Raw genomic sequence first — 20,088 nt, 5'->3', positions numbered from 1 at the left:
GCAGTATCGGCCTTCGCTCGCCTCCCCTCTCGGTGCACTCACTTGTGCGGCATGCAATAGACTCCCTCGGATACCATCAGGACCGCGCCACCCTTCAGCTCGCTCAGTGCGCCGACCCACGCTTGCGAATAAGTGCGGCTGGCATCCACGGCCGTCAGCCAAAGAACCCGATTGTCGGCCAGTTCGACTTTAACTTCCTGCTGCAAAGGGCTTCCCTGTACGGTCTGTTGATAGTGGCGTTTGATCCTGACATTGCTGGTCGGGAACTCAGCTTCGTTGCTGCCGTAGTTCAGTACAAATCCAGTGTGGTCCTCAGCAACCGAGCAACTGCCATCACGCTCACACACGATTTTGGCAGCGGTCTTGCACTCCCATTTCAGTGAAGCGGGCCACATAGGATTGTCCACGTTTGATCGCGGCTTGTCGCTCTGACTAGCCGCCATAAACACAGCGCCTGAGTTCAAAATCACAGTGGACAGGAGAAGTACCTTAAACACTACAAACCTCCCAGAATTGTGGCCCTGATAGTGCCTCGTCCTGCTCGATCGCCTGGCTTAGGGCATGTTGAGATTGAACCAGCTTCTCTGGCGCATACCGTTCGCGTCGTCATACTCGATGAACCAGGGTTTTTCGCGCATCGGCCGAGAGATGATGACGAAGGTCGAGCCGTTACTACGGGAAGGCCCTCTATCGGCTGCGGTGGTTTGGATTTTTGCCGCCACCAACTTTCCGTTGATTTCGATCTGGGCCTGTCGAGATCCATTGTCATGATTCTGGCCGAGGCGACTATTCATGAAAGTGACGGGCAGCGTGAGTCTGTCGGCCGCGATGCGGCAGATGTTCCGTTCTTGCCCCATTCCGGGTCGATCGGAATCGTTGCCGCCAACTGCTTGCCAGCCAGGCGGACAATCCTCATACTTCTCGAACCTCGCGGCGCTGGAGTTGGCTTGCGGACAAGTCGGCCAGTCAAAACCCGGGGCTTCCATCGCCGCAATCAACTTGTAAATTGGCGGGTGGCACGAGGGGGTACCCTGCCAGTCGCCGGAAAGGCAGAGGAGGACTTGACAGCCCCATTCCGACGCCTGTGATTGGGATGGAAGAGCTGCGGCGCCCACGATGGCGACGGCACCCAACAAAAGGACTTTGAGTATGGTCATAGCCTTTTCCTCGCTGCGGATTTGACACTTTACTATGGATGATCCGCTCGAAAAAGGACAGGTCGAAAAGGCAGGTTTGTGCGACTACATCGATTTATGAAGCGAGACGACGGAGGCGTGGTCGACAACCCGTTGCGCGCCAACATTGCACTGACGCTTGAGCGGGAGAGAGCCAGACGCGGCCTATCCCATATGCACATGGCCGAACTGTTTCGGACCGCCGAGGGCGAAAAACTGGCCTATCGAACCTACATTCAGACTGTGCGTCAGAAAAATAATGTCACATTGGCGACACTGCAGATCATGGCAAACGGCTTGCAAGTGTCCTTTGCAGGGCTGCTCGCCGGCGGTAAGAAAGTTCCGGAGTGGGCGCATCGGTTGGACGACAATGCGATCCGCAAGCGGCTGGCCCACATCATCGATATTGAGCGACAACGACGTACTTTGCACCGCTATGAGATGGCTGAGCTCATCGGCGTGGCGGAAGCGACATACATGAAACTCGAACGCGCGAGCGGCAACATCAGCGTCGACACGATTGCCGCGATCGCCAAGGCGTTGAAACTTGATCCAGCGACCTTCCTCTTTTCCGAAAAGATCCCGCCAACACCTGATCAGCCTGCTCTAAATCCAGCCCGCGCGTAGGGTACTCATTTCGGTGGGACATCAGACTGCCAGCTCGATCATCCGTTCAGGCCGCGCGGGATGCGACCCTAATTTGTCGATCAATGTTTCGGATGGGGCCATTCTTATCCACGAGCTTCATTTCGCCCGCGCCGGAAGAACGACCGCTATGAAGCGACGGCAGTCGAATGCACTGGAATCCTGATTTCTACGGTTGTGCCGGCACCGGGTGCGCTGTTGATAATGAGTCTCCCTTTCAGCGTCGAGACCATCTGGGAACATGCAGTCAGTCCAAGGCCAGTATGATTTCCAGCTCGCGTTGAAAAGAATGGTGTCGTCGCCTTCGCAACGATATCAGGTGACATGCCTGAGCCTTTATCCGCCACTTCTAGCACGAGATAACTGCGCGGCAGGAATGGGTGTCGTTTGAGGGTCGCGGAGATGAGAACTCGTACGTTTCTGGCGCCGGACAACGCGGCCAGAGCGTTTTCTATCAGCTCGTTGACCACCAACCGGAACGGCGCCGCCGGTACAGGGTGCAGGCGTGCTTTGGGATCGACCAAAACTTGCACCAAACTGCTGCGATCGCGCGTGAGATCCTCAAGCAGTCGGCCGAGCGCCATGGTGCTTGAATCTTGTGGTGCATAGGCGATCTGAAGCACACCGTTGGTGATCGATTCCAGTTCGGCAGCAGCACTGCGCGCAGCCTCAAGCATTTCGCCGCTCGGCCGCTTGTCTGGTTGTGCGTGCTCAAGAAACAGCCTCAAGGCTGTAACCCGCGATCGGGTCATATGCGCAAACAGCGAAGCGAACGAGCGCATATGCTGGTCACGGCGATTGGCTAGCGCATAGCGCTGATGGATAACGAGATAGAATGTGGCACCCAGGCCAAGCGCGATGGCGAAGATGAACCAGTTCCGCGAGGCCGCAATGTCGATGCTGGCTGTCTGCTGCAAGGTGGCACTGTGATCGACGGTAGAGCTGGAAATCTCGTAAATTGACTGTTCCAGCTTGGCCATATCGGCAATGGCCTGGGTGTAGTTTGTGCGCGCTGACACAAGAGGGGCAATTTTCTGTTCGAGTGTGAGGCGAATTCCGCCCAAGAGTTCGGCTTCGTGGTTGGGAAAAAAGCGATTCAGATAGGGCAGATTCTCCAACTGCGCGACGTTGACGCTCACTAGAGCCATTTGTCGGTCGATGTCTGCATCAAGCTTGCCCGTTTCGTCGGCAATGCGAAGATAGCCGTAGACTCGTATGAGGCGCTCGCGGATCTGTGCCGCGCGCCACTGAATCTCGAAAGTCTGATTGAGGATGGCATCCGTCTCCTGACGGTAGCGGTTCGATTGGATGAATGTCCACGCACTCAGCCCAAGCGCTGCAGCCATACCGAGATACGGAAGAACAGTGAGCAAACGGCCGTGGAAGAACTTCATTGCGTAGCGCGCAAGATGACTGGGAAAAACACCCAGATCGAGTTCCTTGCGGGAACATATGATGCGGGCAATTGGTCGAGGGGCCAAACAATGAAAATGGGGCCTTTCTCGACCATGCTGATCGGGCGGAAATCCTGGCCCGCCGGGCAAAGCGAGCCGGCCTTGTCGGTGTCGGTGCAACGGCGCTCGACCGCCAGGATCGGATTATAAGAACGGATTTCGTCCATACGAATATCGGAAACGAAATTGTCAAAGGCGACGACTTTGACCTGCTGTGCGGCGGTGATTCCGGCCTTGGCAAGCACGTTTGCAAGCAGTGGCCCACGATATTCGATTTTTTCGTTGTCGCTCGTCCATGGCGTACGCGTGTCATAGGTCTGTTGCGGAAACTCTGCCTGCAGCTGCTTGACCGAAAACACCGCGACGGTCTTGCCACTGGGGTCTTGAACCGACACTTGGTTGGGATCGAGGGGCATTTCCTCGGCGGCGCTGGCGAGCGGAAAGGCCAGCGCAATTATGACGGCGAGAGCATTATGCAACATCTTCCACATCCTCGTATTCGCGGGGTCCATCGTTCTTGGCGAAGAGCACGCATGGACCTCGGGAGCCCCGCGGATCGTAGGCAAATCCCTTTTCTGCCAGGGCAAGCGTGATGTTGCGGATGCCGTCAAGGCCGTAGAGATGGTCGTGCAACTCAAGAAAGATGCGTTCAATGCCGGGCAGCTCGGCATCCTGCAGAAGTTCCTTCTCGGCACCTTCAATGTCCATGACGAGGGCGTTTATTCGATGATCCGTGATGAAACGATCGACATCCGCCGAGAGGATCGAAAGTTCCCGCTCATACGGTCCCTGGTCTTTGTCCGTGGAAGACATCCAAAGGTCGCGGCGAACGTAGAAGGTGAAGGACCGCGGCGGGCCTGCTGTGAGGATACCTTGGGAATATGTAACATTGTCGAGATCGTTGGCCGCTATCACGCGCTTGGCTAGTTCCGCTGTTGCCGGATTTGCTTCAAAAGCCCACACCTGAACGCCGGGGATTTTTGCGATCAGTGCGGTGATGATGCCAATACCGGACCCTAGCTCCAGTACGCGATCGCACGCCTTGACTGCCCTGAAGATCCACTTCGCTTCCTTCGCTTCATAGCTCTGGCTTTGAAGTGCTCGCCAGATCACCGGCGAAACATCCCGCGGTTCGACGGGGACCTTGATCCCATGTACGGTTAGAGAGGCCATTGCGATCATAGCCCCTGTGGGAGCGGATGACCTTGCCTCATGAGTTTGGCACGAGCCTGCTTGTAATATTTCTCGGCCGATCCGGCATCAATGGCGAGCCGATCGGCCATGAGCGAAAAGATCTCCTTTCGTTTCACGCCAGGTGCGCGGTGCGCCATCATGTCGATGGCTTCCTGTTCGCGCGGTGTAAGGACGGAAAATCGGTAATCGGGTTTGGTCATGACAGCCCGCGACAGGCGCAAGGAGAATCCCTTGGTGGAAATATCGTCCAGCACGTCGCTGAACACGCCGGGCGCGAGGCCGGTCTTGCCGAGATAGGCGGCAGCGCCTATGCGCCGGAAACCATCTGCCTCGCAACGGTTGTCGGAACCGGTTACGACAATATGGATTGCACTAGGTGAAGCCTCGATGATCCTGTCGACGACCGCGACGCGATCGCCTTGTGAGGTGGGATCAAAACCGGGCAAGCCAGGATCGATAACGACAAGATCGAAATGGCTGTTTTGAAGTTCTACGGTCGCGATGTTCAACGTTTCCGCGCCCAAGACGACGCATTTTTCGAAGCTCGCTTGCACTTCATTCATCAGAGCCAGACGCATGAGCGTCTGGTCTTCGACCACCAGGGCACGAAACATTGAAAGCCAGTCCTTCTACGCAGGCGCCCCCGCCCTGTCTTTCAGAATTGGTCGCTTCAAAAAAGGGATGGTCCCATCCCTATTTTTCCTCACCTCCAGAGGTATCTGTGTCTGACCGATGTAAGCCAGGAGCAAGACGATGCCTATTCAACTGGTCTGCAGCAACCGACGGATGCAGGAGGCTGAGGGCGTCGCGAAACTGATTGCGGAACATCGTCAGAGCGTCGCTGAGCTTGAAAGTCTCGGCAAGCGAGCGATGGAGGCCGAGGGTGCGGACGCGGTTCTGCTTGGTCAAAAGCTGGACGCGGTGATGGCGGAAGAGGCCGCGGTGCGAAGGCGCGCTGCCATCGCTCCAGTAGCCACTATCGCGGAAATGAAAATGAAGGCTGCTTACTTCCAACGGCTGACGGCTCATGGCTGGTGCGAGATTGATGTCGACGATTGGCGCGCGTTGCTCGGTTCCTTCACGAAGCTGCAGTCCTAGTAGAACAGCGCCGAAATCCATGCGGCCAAGGTATTCCAGGCCACGTAGATGCCCGCCGGCACCAAGATGATGGCCAAGAACGCAGCGGCTCCGCCAATAGCACCGTCACCGCGTCCTTCCACGGGATAGTAAAATTTGTGCGCCTCATCGTCGTGCTTCATTGTTGTATCTCCGACCGCTTGTTTAGCAGCAGCTGAACAGGATGCTGAAACGTCGTGCCCCACAGACCTGTTCTTTTCATCTTAGCGTTGATTTCCGCGACAAGGTAGTTCTCATTGACGGCTTTACCCTTTGCTGTCGTTGCGGCAAACGCGTATCCAGTCGCTATGAGCGCGGTGCCAACGTCAATTGTTTCGCCATTTAGCTGCGCACCGCAAATGACAAAAACCGCCTTGTCCAGGGCGTAGCCGATTGGCTGGCATGTCACCGCGGCGCTATCGAACAGGGCAGCAAGGTGCGCCAGCGAGGCATTCCCGCAATCGACTTTCTTACCATTTGGCTCTTCGGCTGATGTGCTGCGAAGACATGACTGGACGCCATAGAGCCGGAAAGTGCGATCTCCGTCGCGCCAGGTATCTCCGGTAAGCAGTTGAGCCGATTTCGATACCACCAAGGGAATTGGAGCGGCAGAATCGGGAGCATCCTGCGCCTGTGCCGATGCGCATACCGAGAACGCGGCCAGCGCTGCAAAGCTCGCCTGTTTCATTCCTGGAACTGTCCACCGAGGTCGGCAGAGTGCTCCAAATCCGGGCGCAGAGACTTGCCGTCCTTGTTACGTCCGATTGCCGCCATGTTGAAAAAGACCATTTCGTCATCGTCATAGGCGACGTTGTACGGGTCGTTCGCATTGCCCCCGCCCACGAGAGAGAAACACGACACGGCGTCGGGTTCCCCCTTCCTGCTCTGCAGCACAAGCGTTTTGCAAAGCACGACAGATGCACGATCGTTGTAGATTCCTCCTTCATAGTCCTGCGCGGCCTTCGTGCAGTCCCACTCCTGCGTCTTGTAGGTAATCTTTGGTTTTGGGCAGGCCGCAAGGCCGCGCAGTCGATACGTCACGCCGTTGATGACGCGCTCGGTCGCCGACGGCACCTTGACCGGCGAGATGAGGGTCGCGGCGTCGCGCTGGAAGAGCGCGCCTTTGGCATCGTAGCGCTCATAGACGAACACCTTCTCACCCGGCTTGGCAAACTGAAGCAGGTAGCGCTCCGACGGCTGCGCGAAGGCATTTGGCGCGTCGGCGCCGGCGGCATAAGCCACGGCCCCCTGGAGCAGCAAAACCATGCAAAGGGCAATCTGTTTCATCGAAATTCGTCCCTGCGGTGCATATCGTGTTGACACTTTACTAGGGCTCCGTGTAGCCATAGTAAAGTGTCAAATTTTGGCGACAGTATGAACACTCGATTCGCTCTCCTGCTCACCTTGTGTGGCGCTGCAATACCCTTGGTAGCGCACTGCCGTGACCTGGCATCAGACCGCGTAGCAGTCGCCTTTGCAACGCCGACAGACCCCATTGCCGCGGGCGGGGAGAAAAGGCAGGGGGCGTGCAAAACGGGAAACCGTACTGAAGTCGCCCAACTTGTGCGTTCAATCGCGCAAGACGAAGGGTTCGACGCCGATCTGGCCGAGGCGATTGCATGGGCTGAAAGCGATCTCGGCGCGAGTCAGGGTCCGTCCAAGGCTGGAGCCTTGGGAATCATGCAGTTGATGCCGGCCACGGCGGCCGATCTCGGCGTCAGCGACCGTTGCGATACGCAGGCGAATGTCCGGGCTGGCCTTCGCTATCTCAAGTCACTCTATGACGAGTTCCAGGATCCGCTGCTGATGCTTGCGGCTTACAACGCCGGGCCCAACAGCGTCTACAAGGCGCAAGGGATTCCGGTGAATCCGGAGACCGCGGAATACATCGTGAAAATCTTAAACCGCTGGAAGTTCGGCGGTGTCGTGAAGAAGTCCGCCCTGACCAAATCCGAAATGCTCGCGGCCGCTCCGCCAGCAAACGGGGACGCTTGGCAGGATGGTCATGTCATGGATTTCGGCAACTGAAAGGAGCCAAGGGTGGAGTACAGGAAAGCGGGCAAATTTGCCCTGAAACTGGCCTTGGCCTCGGCGGTCGGAATAGCAGTCGCGCCAACCATTGCGTACGCCCAGTCGGCGGCGCCAGTCGAAAACGTGCTGGAGTGGTTCGTCGGCGTTCTGCAGGGCAACATAGCACGCTCATTTGCCATCATCGCGGTCTGTTTTCTCGGCTTCCTCGCCATGACGGGCCGGCTGGCGTGGATGATGGCTTTTTCCATTATCATCGGCATCGCTCTGATCTTCGGCGCTGCCCAGCTCGTGGACGCGGTTCGCGCGACGGCGGGAGGCGGCTGAGACATGGACGACGAGGAAGTCTATGTCGAGCCGGTCAGCCTGCCCCTGACACGCCCCCCGATGAAATGGGGGGTGCGATATGAAGTTTTTGCCCTGAACGGCATCCTGGCGGTGATCGGCTTTATCGCCACAAGCAGCTTCATGCTCGGTCTTGGCGTGTTCGGCGCGGTGCATCTGGTCAGCGCATATCTGTGCCAGCGCGACCCCTACATCTTTCATATTTTCGAGCGGCGCGTCTCCAAACGCGGAGCGGTGGCGAACCTCACTTTCTGGGGCGCGAGGAGCTATTCGCCATGAGCCTCGATGCCGACCTTAAATTTGGCCGTGAGCGCCGCCGCGAAAAACCAGCTGCGATGCACATCCCCTACCTTCGCCATGTCGATGACAATCTGATCGTGACGAAGAGTGGCTTTCTGGTCGGCGCCATCCAGCTCAGCGGCCTGCCGTTCCAGACGATGGACCAGGCCGAGTTGAACAGCCGAATGTTCAACCGCAACACCACGTTCCGCAACCTGTCGACCTCTCGCTTTGCGGTCTACACAACGATCATCCGCCGCCACGTGACGCCGGAGATCGAAGGCGACTTTGACAATCCTTTCGTGGCCGAGCTCGACGCCCGCTACATGGATGAGCTTGGATCGAAAAACCTTTTCGTCAACGAGGCGTATCTGACGGTCATACGCCGCCCGATGGTCGGCCGGGTCGGCTGGGTGGACAAGGCGCTCAATGCATTCCGCGTCAGCACCGCCGGCGAAGAAACGCGCGAAGAGGCTATCGCCGAACTGCATGACATCCTTGACGGCATGGTCAAGGATTTCTCCGCATATGGGGGACGTCTTCTCGGTGTCGTGAAGCGCCGCGACAGCTTCTTTTCCGAGCCCGCGGAATTTCTGGCGAAGATCCTCGCCGGCGGCGTGGACGTGGAAATGCCTTTGCCGCGCATGTCACTTGGCGATGTGCTGGCGACGCGGCAGCTGTTTTTCGGCAAGTCGGCGCTGGAAATTCGCGGGCCGGACCAAGGCAAGCTCGGCGCCATGGTGTCGATCAAGGAATACCCGCCGTTCACCGCGCCGGGCTCATTGGACGGTCTCTTGCGCCTGCCGCATGAGTTTGTCCTGACGCAGAGCTTCGCGATCGAAGACCGTGTGACGGCGATGCGCAGGATCAACACCATCGCCAACCAGGTTGAGGCTTCCGACGAGGCGGGCACGACGGTCGAGGAGTCGGTACACGACGGCGCCGATAAGCTGGCCGGCGGCGAAGTCGTCTTCGGACAACATCACATGAGCGTCATGGCATTGGCGCCGGACATGAACGGTCTCAACCGCGCGCTATCCGACATCACGGCCGAGCTTTCGCGCATGTCGATCGTGCCGGTGCGCGAGACACTGAACACGGAACTCGCCTTCTGGGCGCAGTTGCCAGGAAATTTCAGCTACATCGCGCGACGTGCGTTGATCTCGTCTCTTAACTTTGCCGGGCTGTTTTCGGGACATAATTTCCCGTCCGGCCAACGTGAGCGGCTGCATTGGAAACGGCCCATCGCTTTGCTCGAAACGACCAGCCAGACGGCTTACTATTTCAATTTCCACGTTCACGATGTCGGGCACTTCACGGTGTTTGGCCCGACCGGCTCGGGCAAGACCGTGGTGCTGTCGTTCCTGATGGCGCAGGCCATGCGCATCATGCCGCGGCCGCGATGCGTCTATTTCGACTACATGCGCGGCGCTGAAATTTTCGTTCGGGCGCTCGGCGGTCGCTACGAGGTGATGGAGCCCTCTCAGCCGACCGGGTTCGCGCCGCTGCAGCTTGATGACACGGCGGAAAACCGTTCGTTCCTTGAAGATTTGCTCCTCTACATTCTGACGCCGGAAGGCGGCGCGCTGGACGTGGCGGAGATGCGCGTCATCAACGCCGCCGTCGACATGATCTACAAGATCCCGCGCGAACGGCGGACCTTCGACCTGCTGCCGGAAGTTCTGCGGGGCTCGCTCATGCCTGACATGAACGATCTGGCCGCGCGGATACAGCCCTGGCTCGACCCGAAGGACAAGGGCTGGCTTTTCAACAATCCCGTCGATCTGGTCGATTTCTCGAAACCCGTTGTCGGGTTCGACATGACAAAGATCCTGGGCGACCGAAAGCTGCGCTCGGCGGCGTTGCTCTACATCTTCCACCGCCTTGAGGACGTCATCGACGGCTCGCCGATCATGCTCTTCCTCGATGAAGGCTGGAAGCTGCTGGACGACGAGGTTTTCGCCGCCTTCATCAACGAGACGCTGAAGACCATTCGCCGCCGCAACGGCGTGGTCGGCTTTGGCACGCAGACGGCCGAAGATGTCGTCAGTTCCTCCATCTCGTCGTCATTGATCGAGCAAACGAAGACCAACATTTTCTTCCCCAACCCGAAGGCGAGCAAGGAATCCTACATGGAGCGCTTCTCGCTGACAGCGAAGGAATTCGAGTTCGTGCGCCGCACCGCGAAGGAGACACGCACCTTCCTCGTCAAGCACGACAGCGATTCCATCGTAGCCAAGCTCGATTTGTCGGCGATGCCCGATCTCATCAAGGTCTTGTCCTCGAATGAAGCCAACAGCAAGGAATGCGCGCGGCTGCGGGAAACCTTCGGCGCCGAGCCGGAGATGTGGTTGCCGTACTTCTGCGGATGGGAGGACGAGCATGACGAAGCGGATTAGCAGCTTTTGTCTGGCCGTGGCTCTCGCGACGGCGGAAAGCATGACCGTGGCTGTCGCTCAGATCGCGGTCATCGACGGGCCGAACCTCGACAAGCGGCAAGAGGACGAGCAGCACAGTACGAAGTCGGACGAGGCCAAGAAGGACGAAACCGACAAGAAGAAAAGCGTAGTCTGCACCTACTCGAACAAATACCGCTCACAGATGTTTCGCCGATCCCCGGCCGAAGCGTTGCAGCGCGACGCGGGCAACGTGAAGATGATCCGCTATTATGCGCAGAAATACGGCGTGCCCGAAGGCCTGGCGCTGTCCGTTGCCTATCAGGAATCGCGCTTCGACACATGCGCCGGGAGCCACACCGGCGTCAAAGGCGTGATGCAGCTGACCAAGGGCACCGGCAAGTCCATGGGACTTGATCGCGACGTGAACGAGCAGAATGTCGAAGGCGGCGTCAAATATCTCGGAATGGGCGTGAAGCAATGCGGAGCGACGAATTACAGCTGTCTCGCCTCCTTCTACAACGGATCGAACGCTGCCGAGCAAAGAGGGTGGGCAGGCGGCGTCGGCCGCTGGAACGGCTACTTCAACGAGTATGTATCGAGCGGCAAGGCTCCGGCCGCCGCACCGCCACCATTCTCGATCGTAACGGCCGACGGCGCAGGCGGCTCGGCCCAGGACGCCGCCATGGGCACTGTGAGGAAGGCGGCTGGCGGCCTCGATGCAAGTGCATCGCGGATGGGCGCCAACGACGCGGCAATCGACGCGCTGGCGGGCAATGTTGGCCAGGTGACCGAATACAAGGACGCTTGGGAGCTCAACTCGTCCGCCCGTGGGATCAACGCCGATGTCACCAACCAGTACCTCGCCCAGGCGGGGGATTTTACGGCTTTGCTAGCCCAATTTCTATCATTGCAGAATGTTCAGGCATCGCAGTCGTCAAAGCTGGTGCAGCAGCCGAAGACCGGCTCTCCAAACCCATTCTCTTGTGATCCCGCGGAACTGGAACGATTGAAGATCGATCGCGGCCGGTGGCTACCATGCGCGGTTGAGAACGCGGAGGCAAGCTCGGCCGACAGCCGCTCGATGATCATCACCAGTGATCCTGCGGGCGCTGCCAGCGTGATCAATTCTCTACAGCAATAGGAGGATGACCATGAAGAAATTCGCGATTGCTGCAGGCATAGCGCTTTGGACGAGTGCTGCCCTTGCACAGATTGCCGTCATCGATGGCGCCAATCTCGATGTCGCCCGCAAGAATGCGGAGAACACCAACTCCATCATGGATTCGAACAAGGATATCATGAAAAAGAGCGAGGAGATCCTGCAGGCTCTCAGCGGCAGCCGCGACGGTTCGCTCGGGATCGGACAAATGGGCCTCGGAGGCAACATGTCGATTGCCCAGGCGCCGTCCTTCGGATCGATCCTCAATGGTGGCGCGCTTTCGTTTGGTGGCCTGTCCCCTGAAATCCAGAAAATCGCCGGCGCCGTTATCAACGGGTTGCAACTGGTGAAGCAGCTGCAGCAGATTGCCGGCAAGGAGACGAGCGCCGTCAACACTGCCTATGGCGGCAGTGTCAACGTGGCCTCGTTGCTAAGCGCGCTGACTTCGCAGGCCTCGCAGGGCGTCACCCAACGCCAGCAGTCCCTGCAGTCCGCGAGTGGGCAGATTGGCCAGTCGCAGGACGTCAAGGGATCGGTGGACCAGAACACACGGATGCAGCTGGAAAACGCGCGCGCGGTCAACGAATTGATCGGTGTCCAGAATGGTGCGGTCGCGGCCCTGAATGAGAAGCTGAAGGGAGATCTTCTTCGCCAGAGCCAGGTGCAGAAGATGATGACACCGCGCAACGTCAATCCGTTCGCGGAATTTGGCAAGAGCGGAGGCTAGCGCTTGTCGAGGCGGGCGTTGCGCATATGCGCTGTGATTGGGCTCGGCGCAGTGCTTTTCGGATGCGCAAATCGCGAATTGAAAGCGCCGTGCGGGCCTTTGGCGTATGCCCACACCGACGAATGCGGCGCGCTAAAGCCGGTCAATTCAACGCCGTTCGCCAGCATCATTCACGAGGATCCATGAACGGTCTTGCCGAAAGCATTCTCGGTGGCATTGACAACATCGGCGAGGACTTCGTCCGCACCGTCTATATGCAGTTGGGCAATGCGATGGGCAACGTCTTCACCCTCATGCTCACCCTCTACATCGTGTGGTGGGGCTACTCGATCCTGAGCGGGCGAGAGTCGATCTCGCCGCTCGAAGCAGCCTATCGCCTCGGCCGCGCCGTCATCATCTATCTGCTGCTGACCGGATGGGGCACATTTTCCGCGACGATCTACCAGCTTGTTCAAAGCATCCCGGATGAGGTCGGTAAGGTCATCGTCGGCGCCGTATCGCGAGCCACCGGCAATCAACTCAGCGATCAGGCGGCAATTCCGGCGCTGATCGACAATCTCTACCGAGGAGCGCAGGACGTCGCCAATCAGGTCTATAGCGGATCCTTCTATGACATTTTTGGCGCGCTCTTGTCGCTGCTCGTTCTGCTTTCGGCCATCATCTTCGCAGCGCTAGCCATTGCCGCGATCATCGCCGCCAAGGTGATGTTGTTCATCACGCTCGCCTTGGCGCCGATATGGATCATTCTCTGGCTTTACCGCTGGTCCTCTCGCATGAGCGAAGGCTTCCTTTCGCTCACGACCTTCCTGATGATTCAGCAAATCCTGATTTACGGTTTTCTCGGCTTCTACTTCTCGCTCGTCAATGCGGCGCTGAACACCGCCACGTCCGGTGGGGCGACCATGGACAGCAAGATGTCGCTGGTGCTGCCCTTGGTGCTGGTGACAATCATCGGGATCTACGTTCTGATGCAGATACCATCGATTGCTTCGATCCTGAATGGCGGCGGATATCTCAGTACCGTCGGCGCATACAACCCTTACAGAAACTTCGGCAGAAACGCCGTGCGCTACTCCGGTGCACGATGGGCAGCCGGCCGCGCCGCTCGGGGCGCCCGGCAGCTCGCGGCAAACAGTTTTTGGTCTCCGCGGGCAGCAAGGGCCGATGCCGCAACTCGGTCCGCCATCCAGCAAGGTGCGCGCGATAACGCCAAGCCTCTGGCCTAGAACTCAAGAACGATCATCGATCGCGGCCCTGGATAAGGATTGCGTCGCGCAAACGAGGCAATAGGAAAGTGTCAACACCATCGGAAACTGCAGCTGGCGTCAGCGGCGTACTCGTCGACAAGCGCTACTACAGGGCAGGCGCGACCTGGGAAGACGACACGCACAGGTCAATGCGGCGATCGCGGACATTGGCATGGATCGTCAGCGGCGTTTCCGGACTGGTGGCGGTGCTGTCGCTGCTGGCGCTCGTGCTGATCCTGCCGCTCCGGCAGTTCGAGCCGTACGTTGTCGAGGTCGACAAATCGACGGGCTACCTCGAGATCATGCGCGCTTTGAAGCCTGGGGATTTGTCCCAAAACGAAGCCGTCACGGCGGCCAATCTGGTGCGTTACATCAGGGCCCGCGAAACGTACGATTCTCGTGAACTGAAACAGAATTACGACCTGGCGCAGCTCTACTCCACCGACGCGGCGTCCAAGGATTTGACTTGGGCTTTCACGCCCGCAAATCCGCAATCTCTGGACAAGACCTATGGCCGCAATGTCACCGTCGCGGTCGAGATCAAGTCCGTTTCCCTGCTCAATCGCAACACCGCCTCGGTACGCTTTGCCACGACGACGCGGCGGGACAATTCGTCGACAACCGGCAATTGGGTGGCCGTGATAAAATTCCGCTACACCTCGACGCCACTCAAGAACGAATGGCGTTTCGACAACCCGTTGGGATTTCAGGTTACGGATTACCGCCGCGACCAGGAATCGGCGCCGGCCGCGGGGAGCCTGCAATGAGATGGCGCGCGGGCCTCGCCCTGTCAGCCGCCCTTATGCTCGGCACGATCCACGGCGCGGCCGCGCGCGACGGCCGCATCCGATATGTCACCTTCAACAATGACGACGTGACGTCGGTGCGTGCAGCTCTTGGCATTTCAACCATGGTCGAGCTCAGTCCGACCGAAGTCATCGAAACCGTCTCCGCCGGCGACACGAAGGGCTGGTCGATCATCCCCAAACGCGGATCGCGATTTCTGTTCGTCAAGCCGCTGGAGCGCGATGCTTGGACCAACGTCAACGTCGTCACCAACCGGCGCGTCTATTCCCTGCTGCTGCAGGCGACTGACAATGACCGGGATCGGGCATCCTTCCAGGTTCGGTTCAAATACCCGGACGAGGATATCAACGCGCGGCTGCTCGCACAGGCCAAGGAGAGCGCCGCCGATCCCGACTTGAAGGACCTGAACTATGCCGATCTCAACTACGATTATGCCTACAAGGGCGACGACAGCTTGAAGCCGCGCACCGTGTTCGACGACGGCACCAAGGTGTTTCTGGAATTCAAGGGCGACATTCCGGCGATTTTCGTTGTCGACGACAAGCGTCAGGAGTCGCTGGTCAACGTTCGCACACAGGGCAAATACACCGTCGTCGACAAGGTCGCACGGCAATTCACCCTGCGGGCCGATGGCAAGACGCTCTGCCTCTACAACCGGGCGCGACCCAACGCTATCGATCCAGTCGAGCAGGTCTACGGTCCTACGAAACTGACACACGGTTCCACGCTGTTCGGATCGAGCGGAGGGCGGTGATGACCCAGATCGACTATAACCAGCTAGACGGCAGCCCGACGGTCGCGCGCCGCGGCGCGGGCGTGGGTACCAAGATCGCCCTGGTCGGCCTCGGCGTGGTGCTCGTAGGCGCGCTGATATGGCTGAACTGGCCCCGGGAGCCGGTGTCGCGTGATCTCCGCAGCGATGGCGAGGAAAACTTCAACCCGCCGGAGTTTCGCCCCCCGGCGTTGAACGAGCCGCCTCAACCTGCCGACGGCACGATCGACCAGATCGTGGTTCCGCCGCCGGCCGCCGACCAGAGTGGCACGCAGCAGGCAGACAATGTCGATCAGACCGTGCAGGAGGGCGCGGATCTCGATGCACAGCGACGCGCGCTCGAGGCGCAAATGGCGGCCGAGGAGGCTCGCCGCAAGGCCGAAGAGGAAGAGGCCCGACGTAAGGCCGCGGCTGAGGACGAGGCTCGCCGCAAGGCTGAGGCCGCCGAGCATGAAAAGGCCGTATGGGAGCGCCTGCGGTCGAACCAGATGGTGACGAATGATGAAAACGGATCGACGAATGCGGGCGCCCAGGCGGCACAGGTCGAAATCGCGCCCGACGGTCAGATCGTTCCGGTGCCCGGCGCCGACACTGACCCCAACAAGGCATTCCTGGCGCAGTCTGAGGCAAGTTCTTCCGGTATCGTCAAAGCCAGGGCCTTCCGACGCACCGATGCCTTGATCCCTGAAGGAACGATCCTTCGCGGCTATTTGGAAACCGCTGTTAACACTGACCTTCCCGGCGCCGTACGTGCAGTCGTGCGTGAGGATGTCTTCTCGCTCGACGGCAGGCGGATCCTCATCCCGAAGGGCTCGCGGCTAACCGGGGAATATCGCTCCGGGCTTGCGCGCGGTCAGAAGCGTGTCTTCATCGTCTGGAACAGGGTCATTCGCTCGGACGGCATTTCCGTCGATATCAAGTCGCCGGGGGCAGATGCGCTCGGCCGCGGCGGCATGGGCGGACGTGTCGATACGCACTGGGTTGAACGGTACGGCAACGCCATCATGCTTTCCGTTGTTGGCGGCGTCTCTGAATATCTGTCCTCGCTTGGCGATCGCAGCCAGGATGGACAACAGCGCCAGGTGTCGACGGTTGATCCCGTAACCGGTGAGACCACGACCGTAACGTATGGTGGCAATGGCTCGCAGCGCGACGCCCGCAGCATCGCGTTCGACAAGTCATCAACCGCCCTGCAGCAACTTGCGCAAGAGGCGTTTCGCGACACGCAGAACATTGGCCCGACAGTCTACGTCGACCAGGGCACATCGATCGTCGTGCTGGTGCGGCGAGATCTCGATTTTTCGGATTTGTACGCTGATCCCATTCAGGAAGAAGTCGTGCGCCTGAAGGCAGGTGGTCGGCCGAAGACAGCGATCGATCCGACGCCCCTTTACCCGACGCCGAAGGATCATTTCTATCCCGGCTATGGGAGCCCGGTGAAATGAACGCCGTGCATCCCCTCCCCGACCCTTGGGCAAGAGCCCCGGTCCTGCGCGCTCATCTGGAACCGATATGCTCCTATTTGAACGAAGACTCGGTTTCCGAGATTGCGATCAACAGGCCGGGTGAACTGTTCATCGAACGCCTCGGCGCGAAGGAAATGGAGCACGTCGTCAAGCGCGAGATCACGCCCGGCTGGATTCGCAACATATCGACTGGCGTCGCCTCGGCGACAAATCAGGTCATCAACGAAGAAAAGCCGGTCCTTTCGGCCGCTCTACCCTCGGGTGAGCGCATCCAATGCATCTTGCCGCCGGCGGCTCCCGAAGGCGGGGCGATATCGATCCGCAAGCAGGTCATCATGGATATGAGCCTTGATGCCTACAACGATCTCGGTGCATTCGAAAGCACGACGATGGGCAGCGGCCTGGCGCTTTCAAGCGAAGAAAAGCGACTTGTCGAAATGCTGCACGACACATCGCCGATGGACTTCCTGCGTTATGCGGTGCGCAACCGCATCTCGATCGTCGTTTCAGGCGGCACGTCGACCGGCAAGACAACGTTCTTGAATGCACTCCTGAAGGAGATTCCGGCTCATGAACGGATCATCACGATCGAAGACACCCGCGAACTGAGGCTGCCGGCTCCCAACAACGTCACCCTGATAGCCTCGAAGGGCGACCAGGGCCTTGCCAAAGTCTCCGCGCAACAGCTTCTCGAAGCCTCGCTTCGCATGCGACCCGACCGTCTGTTGTTGGGCGAATTGCGCGGCGCTGAAACCTTCGCATTTCTGCAGGCCATCAACACCGGCCATCCTGGTTCGCTCACGACCGTTCATGCCAATTCCGCCCGGTCCGCCTATGAGCGGCTGACGCTCATGGTCATGCAGGGCAGTACGGGCCTCTCACGCAGTGAAATCCTCGACTATCTGCGAGAGGTCATTCCAGTGGTCGTCCAGATGGTCCGCACCGAAGGCGGCCGCCGCGGCATCAGCGAGATCAAGTTCACCAAGGCGGAGACGATCTAGCGAGGCCCATCCATGCAGAAAATCGCAACAGCAATTTTCATGGTGCTCATGGCGCTGGCCCTGGGCGCACTGCTGTTCACGGTCGCCTATGCCGCGACTGATTGGTATCGCACTGGCGCCCACGTCCTGTTCGACCAGCTGAACGCCAATCCCTTACCGGTTGTTCGTCAGGCCTGGGCGGACACGATGGCGAGGAATTTTGACCGGGTACAATACGCCGTTACGGCAGGAGCATTAGGGTTTCTGTTGCCACTGGTCAGCTTGTTTCTCATGCGTCCGAGAAAGCGCAATGACTCGCGCTTCATGACGATGAGCGACGTATCAAAAACCGGCCTGACGAAAGTTGGCGGCGTTTTCGTCGGTCGAGCCGGCGGCAGGCTTGCCGAAATTCTGTCGCCCAGCCGCGATCAGCGCTCCGGCAAGATCCGCTTGACCCAGCGCAAGCTGGTCGGTGGCAAGAAATTATGGATTGATGGCGATGATGTCGGCGGCTTCGTCATAGGCCCGCCGCGCTCCGGTAAGGGCACGGCTCTCATAATCCCGAACGCCTTGACCTGGCCGCACTCGCTCGTGGTTCTCGACTTGCGCGGCGAGACCTATGCGGCCACTGCTGGTTACCGTTCGACCATGAGCCGCGTGGTGCGTTTCGCGCCGGCTGATCCGGACGGCAATACCGCATGCTATAACCCGATGGACTTCATCTCGCTGGACCCAGCACAGCGCGACATCGACCTTCGCAACATCGCTGCGGCACTGTTTCCGCGCCCCCCTTCGAACGCGGATCCCTATTGGGTCAACGATGCCCGCCTGCTTTTTACCGGGATCGCGTCCTTCGTCATGGAATCGCCTACGATCCCGAACGAGAGGAAGACCTTCGCCACAATTCTCGAGATCATGAACGGCACCGAGCAGCCGCTCCTGGAGTTCATTGGCTCGCTGCGCGAGGAACGCCGCCGCGAATGTTCGCATTTTACGCTGCAAACCCTGTTGCCGTATTTCGAGATGTCTGAGCGGCAGTTTTCCGGAATCTACGCCGGCGTTCGCACCGCCATGGCCCCGTTTCTCAACGAGCGCCTGATGCGGGCCACGTCGCGAAGCACGTTCGATATTCGCAATCTCAAACGCGACCGGATCTCTGTTTATCTCGACGTGCGGCGTGAGCAGATCACCTCGCTCGGGCCATTGTTCAACGTCCTGATTACGCAAATGATGAACTTCATGTCGGAAACCATGCCGCGTCCGGACGAGCACCCGGTGCTTGTGCTCCTCGACGAGTTCCAGAACCTCGGCAAGCTCGAGAACGTGACCGAAATGGCGAGCGTGCTCGGCGGCAACGGCGTTTCCATGTGGTTTTTCGTGCAGTCGCTGAAGGCCGTAGACGAGATCTATCGCCAGGAAGGGCGCAAGACGCTCATCAACGCTGCTCGCGTGCAGATCTTTTTCGGTGCGCAGGACGCTGACGATCTGCGCTACGTTTCCGAGCAGCTCGGCGAAACGTCGGACGTGCAAAAAGACGTGACGCGCACCAAGGCAACGTTGTTCGACACTTATTACACGCGCTCGGAGCACAGCAAGGAAGTGCGGCGGCCCTTGATGCGGCCAGATGAAATCCGCACGCTCGACAAGAACAAGGTGATCATATTGCCGCGTGGGGAACTGCCGATCCTCGGCACCCGCAATTTCTATTTCGCCGACGGCCAGCTAGCCAAACGCGCGTCCATGCCCCTGCCCGCCTCTATCGACGCTTCGCGCACGAAAAGCCCTGCATTGGACACTTCCGCGGCGGTTCCATCTCCTGCGCTCCCGACGATTGTGCCGAAAGCACCCAGGTACCGCTCAGGCCTTGTGCAGACCCGGCTGCGGCGCGGCGCGACATTTGCCGCAAAGGCAGGCCGTATAGCTCCGCCTCCGGGCCGGCGCGCATTCGTGAAAGACCGGCTGAAAGCAACAGACGCTGCAGCCGTACCAGTCTATGCCGCCATAGATTTCACCGCTTTGGCGGCCAAAGCGGTGACAACACGCATAGCGGCCGACAAGGAAGCGGCGGTTGCGGCCATCCTGAACAAGGTGCGTTCTCTGCGCGTCAACGTATCCGACACCGAGACTTTCGATCGAAATCTGAGCATCGTCGAAGAAGCTTTGCCTGATCTAGTCGATTAGCCTAGCAATGTACGACGATCGCCGACAGCGAGCCTCTCGCCCAACCGTAACAGGCCGCATTTGATCCGCCAGCCGCCGCGTAAAGCGGTGTCGAGGATTCCCGCCGGCGCGGGG

24 protein-coding genes are annotated in these 20,088 nt (G+C 59.2%); 14 read left to right on the top strand and 10 right to left on the bottom strand.

What is annotated here, in order from left to right; all coding sequences use genetic code 11:
• Positions 1-38: 38 nt before the first annotated feature.
• Positions 39-497 (bottom strand): hypothetical protein, encoded by a 459-nt coding sequence (locus JG743_RS33395; RefSeq protein WP_199201086.1) that lies wholly within the window; start codon positions 495-497, stop codon positions 39-41.
• A 57-nt stretch (positions 498-554) separates the two neighbouring features.
• The gene (locus JG743_RS33390) at positions 555-1,157 is read right to left on the bottom strand and encodes a hypothetical protein (RefSeq protein ID WP_199201085.1); all 603 of its coding nucleotides are present in this window, start codon (positions 1,155-1,157) and stop codon (positions 555-557) included.
• A gap of 117 nt (positions 1,158-1,274) precedes the next feature.
• On the opposite strand from JG743_RS33390, the gene JG743_RS33385 reads away from it, so the two are divergent.
• A complete protein-coding gene (locus tag JG743_RS33385; RefSeq protein WP_244673268.1) occupies positions 1,275-1,802 on the top strand; it encodes a helix-turn-helix domain-containing protein in 528 nt (175 codons plus the stop codon).
• Between the two features lie 146 nt (positions 1,803-1,948).
• Here the strand turns inward: JG743_RS33385 and JG743_RS33380 are convergent, their stop codons facing one another.
• From JG743_RS33380 to JG743_RS33365, 4 genes are read right to left on the bottom strand one after another with little or no spacing between them, the layout of a single operon-like run.
• A complete protein-coding gene (locus JG743_RS33380) occupies positions 1,949-3,214 on the bottom strand; it encodes a sensor histidine kinase (protein WP_199201083.1) in 1,266 nt (421 codons plus the stop codon).
• Entirely contained in the window at positions 3,211-3,756 is a 546-nt protein-coding gene (locus JG743_RS33375; protein ID WP_199201082.1) for a hypothetical protein, read from the bottom strand. The genes JG743_RS33380 and JG743_RS33375 overlap by 4 nt, the downstream gene beginning before the upstream one ends.
• Complete coding sequence (locus tag JG743_RS33370; RefSeq protein WP_199201107.1) at positions 3,746-4,447, bottom strand: FkbM family methyltransferase; 702 nt, start codon at positions 4,445-4,447, stop codon at positions 3,746-3,748. Before JG743_RS33370 ends, JG743_RS33375 begins: the two co-directional genes overlap by 11 nt.
• A 5-nt stretch (positions 4,448-4,452) precedes the next feature.
• Positions 4,453-5,082: a response regulator transcription factor gene (locus tag JG743_RS33365; RefSeq protein ID WP_199201081.1), complete on the bottom strand. Its 630-nt coding sequence runs from the start codon at positions 5,080-5,082 to the stop codon at positions 4,453-4,455.
• Between the two features lie 139 nt (positions 5,083-5,221).
• Between JG743_RS33365 and JG743_RS33360 the strand changes: the two genes are divergently transcribed.
• Complete coding sequence (locus JG743_RS33360; protein ID WP_199201080.1) at positions 5,222-5,566, top strand: hypothetical protein; 345 nt, start codon at positions 5,222-5,224, stop codon at positions 5,564-5,566.
• On the opposite strand, the gene JG743_RS33355 is transcribed toward JG743_RS33360, so the two are convergent.
• From JG743_RS33355 to JG743_RS33345, 3 genes are read right to left on the bottom strand one after another with little or no spacing between them, the layout of a single operon-like run.
• Complete coding sequence (locus tag JG743_RS33355) at positions 5,563-5,727, bottom strand: hypothetical protein (protein WP_199201079.1); 165 nt, start codon at positions 5,725-5,727, stop codon at positions 5,563-5,565. The two genes, JG743_RS33360 and JG743_RS33355, sit on opposite strands and share 4 nt — an antisense overlap.
• A complete protein-coding gene (locus JG743_RS33350; protein ID WP_199201078.1) occupies positions 5,724-6,272 on the bottom strand; it encodes a thermonuclease family protein in 549 nt (182 codons plus the stop codon). Before JG743_RS33350 ends, JG743_RS33355 begins: the two co-directional genes overlap by 4 nt.
• Positions 6,269-6,871: a hypothetical protein gene (locus tag JG743_RS33345; RefSeq protein ID WP_199201077.1), complete on the bottom strand. Its 603-nt coding sequence runs from the start codon at positions 6,869-6,871 to the stop codon at positions 6,269-6,271. Before JG743_RS33345 ends, JG743_RS33350 begins: the two co-directional genes overlap by 4 nt.
• 87 nt (positions 6,872-6,958) lie before the next feature.
• Here JG743_RS33345 and JG743_RS33340 point away from each other — a divergent pair, with 87 nt between their 5' ends.
• The 6 genes from JG743_RS33340 to JG743_RS33315 are packed head-to-tail and all read left to right on the top strand — an operon-like array spanning position 6,959 to position 12,521.
• Positions 6,959-7,612, top strand: a complete 654-nt coding sequence (locus JG743_RS33340) for a lytic transglycosylase domain-containing protein (RefSeq protein WP_202303235.1) — start codon at positions 6,959-6,961, stop codon at positions 7,610-7,612.
• Between the two features lie 12 nt (positions 7,613-7,624).
• Entirely contained in the window at positions 7,625-7,939 is a 315-nt protein-coding gene (locus JG743_RS33335; protein WP_199201075.1) for a TrbC/VirB2 family protein, read from the top strand.
• Positions 7,940-7,942: 3 nt separating this feature from the next.
• Positions 7,943-8,236: a type IV secretion system protein VirB3 gene (locus JG743_RS33330; protein WP_199201074.1), complete on the top strand. Its 294-nt coding sequence runs from the start codon at positions 7,943-7,945 to the stop codon at positions 8,234-8,236.
• Positions 8,233-10,635 carry a VirB4 family type IV secretion system protein gene (locus JG743_RS33325; RefSeq protein WP_199201073.1) on the top strand — a complete coding sequence of 801 codons (2,403 nt, stop codon included), beginning with the start codon at positions 8,233-8,235 and terminating at the stop codon, positions 10,633-10,635. Before JG743_RS33330 ends, JG743_RS33325 begins: the two co-directional genes overlap by 4 nt.
• Positions 10,619-11,776 (top strand): transglycosylase SLT domain-containing protein, encoded by a 1,158-nt coding sequence (locus JG743_RS33320; protein ID WP_199201072.1) that lies wholly within the window; start codon positions 10,619-10,621, stop codon positions 11,774-11,776. Before JG743_RS33325 ends, JG743_RS33320 begins: the two co-directional genes overlap by 17 nt.
• Before the next feature lie 10 nt (positions 11,777-11,786).
• The gene (locus JG743_RS33315; protein ID WP_199201071.1) at positions 11,787-12,521 is read left to right on the top strand and encodes a type IV secretion system protein; all 735 of its coding nucleotides are present in this window, start codon (positions 11,787-11,789) and stop codon (positions 12,519-12,521) included.
• Here JG743_RS33315 and JG743_RS33310 read toward each other — a convergent pair.
• Positions 12,518-12,691 carry a hypothetical protein gene (locus JG743_RS33310; RefSeq protein WP_199201070.1) on the bottom strand — a complete coding sequence of 58 codons (174 nt, stop codon included), beginning with the start codon at positions 12,689-12,691 and terminating at the stop codon, positions 12,518-12,520. The genes JG743_RS33315 and JG743_RS33310 overlap by 4 nt on opposite strands.
• Before the next feature lie 12 nt (positions 12,692-12,703).
• Here JG743_RS33310 and JG743_RS33305 point away from each other — a divergent pair, with 12 nt between their 5' ends.
• The 6 genes from JG743_RS33305 (at position 12,704) to JG743_RS33280 (ending at position 19,974) form a co-directional block, all read left to right on the top strand.
• On the top strand, positions 12,704-13,747 hold the full coding sequence (locus JG743_RS33305) for a type IV secretion system protein (protein ID WP_199201069.1): 1,044 nt from the start codon (positions 12,704-12,706) through the stop codon (positions 13,745-13,747).
• 68 nt (positions 13,748-13,815) lie between these two features.
• Positions 13,816-14,535, top strand: a complete 720-nt coding sequence (locus JG743_RS33300; RefSeq protein WP_199201068.1) for a virB8 family protein — start codon at positions 13,816-13,818, stop codon at positions 14,533-14,535.
• Positions 14,532-15,329, top strand: coding sequence for a TrbG/VirB9 family P-type conjugative transfer protein (locus JG743_RS33295; protein WP_199201067.1), 798 nt, complete (start codon positions 14,532-14,534; stop codon positions 15,327-15,329). The genes JG743_RS33300 and JG743_RS33295 overlap by 4 nt, the downstream gene beginning before the upstream one ends.
• Entirely contained in the window at positions 15,329-16,792 is a 1,464-nt protein-coding gene (gene virB10, locus JG743_RS33290) for a type IV secretion system protein VirB10 (protein ID WP_199201066.1), read from the top strand. Before JG743_RS33295 ends, virB10 begins: the two co-directional genes overlap by 1 nt.
• Positions 16,789-17,814 (top strand): P-type DNA transfer ATPase VirB11, encoded by a 1,026-nt coding sequence (gene virB11, locus JG743_RS33285; protein ID WP_199201065.1) that lies wholly within the window; start codon positions 16,789-16,791, stop codon positions 17,812-17,814. The genes virB10 and virB11 overlap by 4 nt, the downstream gene beginning before the upstream one ends.
• Before the next feature lie 12 nt (positions 17,815-17,826).
• Entirely contained in the window at positions 17,827-19,974 is a 2,148-nt protein-coding gene (locus tag JG743_RS33280) for a type IV secretory system conjugative DNA transfer family protein (RefSeq protein WP_199201064.1), read from the top strand.
• The last annotated feature ends 114 nt before the right edge of the window (positions 19,975-20,088 follow it).

Origin of the sequence: Mesorhizobium sp. 131-2-1 (assembly GCF_016756535.1) — a bacterium.
Classification (GTDB): Bacteria; Pseudomonadota; Alphaproteobacteria; order Rhizobiales; family Rhizobiaceae; genus Mesorhizobium.
This window is presented reverse-complemented; position numbering and strand designations above follow the sequence as displayed.

Bases quoted from the DNA above. Each gene is read 5' to 3' on its own strand.
- JG743_RS33390 (WP_199201085.1), bottom strand. From the start codon at position 1,157: ATGACCATACTCAAAGTCCTTTTGTTGGGTGCCGTCGCCATCGTGGGC.
- JG743_RS33380 (WP_199201083.1), bottom strand. From the start codon at position 3,214: ATGAAGTTCTTCCACGGCCGTTTGCTCACTGTTCTTCCGTATCTCGGT.
- JG743_RS33375 (WP_199201082.1), bottom strand. From the start codon at position 3,756: ATGTTGCATAATGCTCTCGCCGTCATAATTGCGCTGGCCTTTCCGCTC.
- JG743_RS33370 (WP_199201107.1), bottom strand. From the start codon at position 4,447: ATGGCCTCTCTAACCGTACATGGGATCAAGGTCCCCGTCGAACCGCGG.
- JG743_RS33365 (WP_199201081.1), bottom strand. From the start codon at position 5,082: ATGTTTCGTGCCCTGGTGGTCGAAGACCAGACGCTCATGCGTCTGGCT.
- JG743_RS33360 (WP_199201080.1), top strand. From the start codon at position 5,222: ATGCCTATTCAACTGGTCTGCAGCAACCGACGGATGCAGGAGGCTGAG.
- JG743_RS33355 (WP_199201079.1), bottom strand. From the start codon at position 5,727: ATGAAGCACGACGATGAGGCGCACAAATTTTACTATCCCGTGGAAGGA.
- JG743_RS33350 (WP_199201078.1), bottom strand. From the start codon at position 6,272: ATGAAACAGGCGAGCTTTGCAGCGCTGGCCGCGTTCTCGGTATGCGCA.
- JG743_RS33345 (WP_199201077.1), bottom strand. From the start codon at position 6,871: ATGAAACAGATTGCCCTTTGCATGGTTTTGCTGCTCCAGGGGGCCGTG.
- JG743_RS33340 (WP_202303235.1), top strand. From the start codon at position 6,959: ATGAACACTCGATTCGCTCTCCTGCTCACCTTGTGTGGCGCTGCAATA.
- JG743_RS33330 (WP_199201074.1), top strand. From the start codon at position 7,943: ATGGACGACGAGGAAGTCTATGTCGAGCCGGTCAGCCTGCCCCTGACA.
- JG743_RS33325 (WP_199201073.1), top strand. From the start codon at position 8,233: ATGAGCCTCGATGCCGACCTTAAATTTGGCCGTGAGCGCCGCCGCGAA.
- JG743_RS33320 (WP_199201072.1), top strand. From the start codon at position 10,619: ATGACGAAGCGGATTAGCAGCTTTTGTCTGGCCGTGGCTCTCGCGACG.
- JG743_RS33315 (WP_199201071.1), top strand. From the start codon at position 11,787: ATGAAGAAATTCGCGATTGCTGCAGGCATAGCGCTTTGGACGAGTGCT.
- JG743_RS33310 (WP_199201070.1), bottom strand. From the start codon at position 12,691: ATGATGCTGGCGAACGGCGTTGAATTGACCGGCTTTAGCGCGCCGCAT.
- JG743_RS33305 (WP_199201069.1), top strand. From the start codon at position 12,704: ATGAACGGTCTTGCCGAAAGCATTCTCGGTGGCATTGACAACATCGGC.
- JG743_RS33295 (WP_199201067.1), top strand. From the start codon at position 14,532: ATGAGATGGCGCGCGGGCCTCGCCCTGTCAGCCGCCCTTATGCTCGGC.
- virB10 (WP_199201066.1), top strand. From the start codon at position 15,329: ATGACCCAGATCGACTATAACCAGCTAGACGGCAGCCCGACGGTCGCG.
- virB11 (WP_199201065.1), top strand. From the start codon at position 16,789: ATGAACGCCGTGCATCCCCTCCCCGACCCTTGGGCAAGAGCCCCGGTC.
- JG743_RS33280 (WP_199201064.1), top strand. From the start codon at position 17,827: ATGCAGAAAATCGCAACAGCAATTTTCATGGTGCTCATGGCGCTGGCC.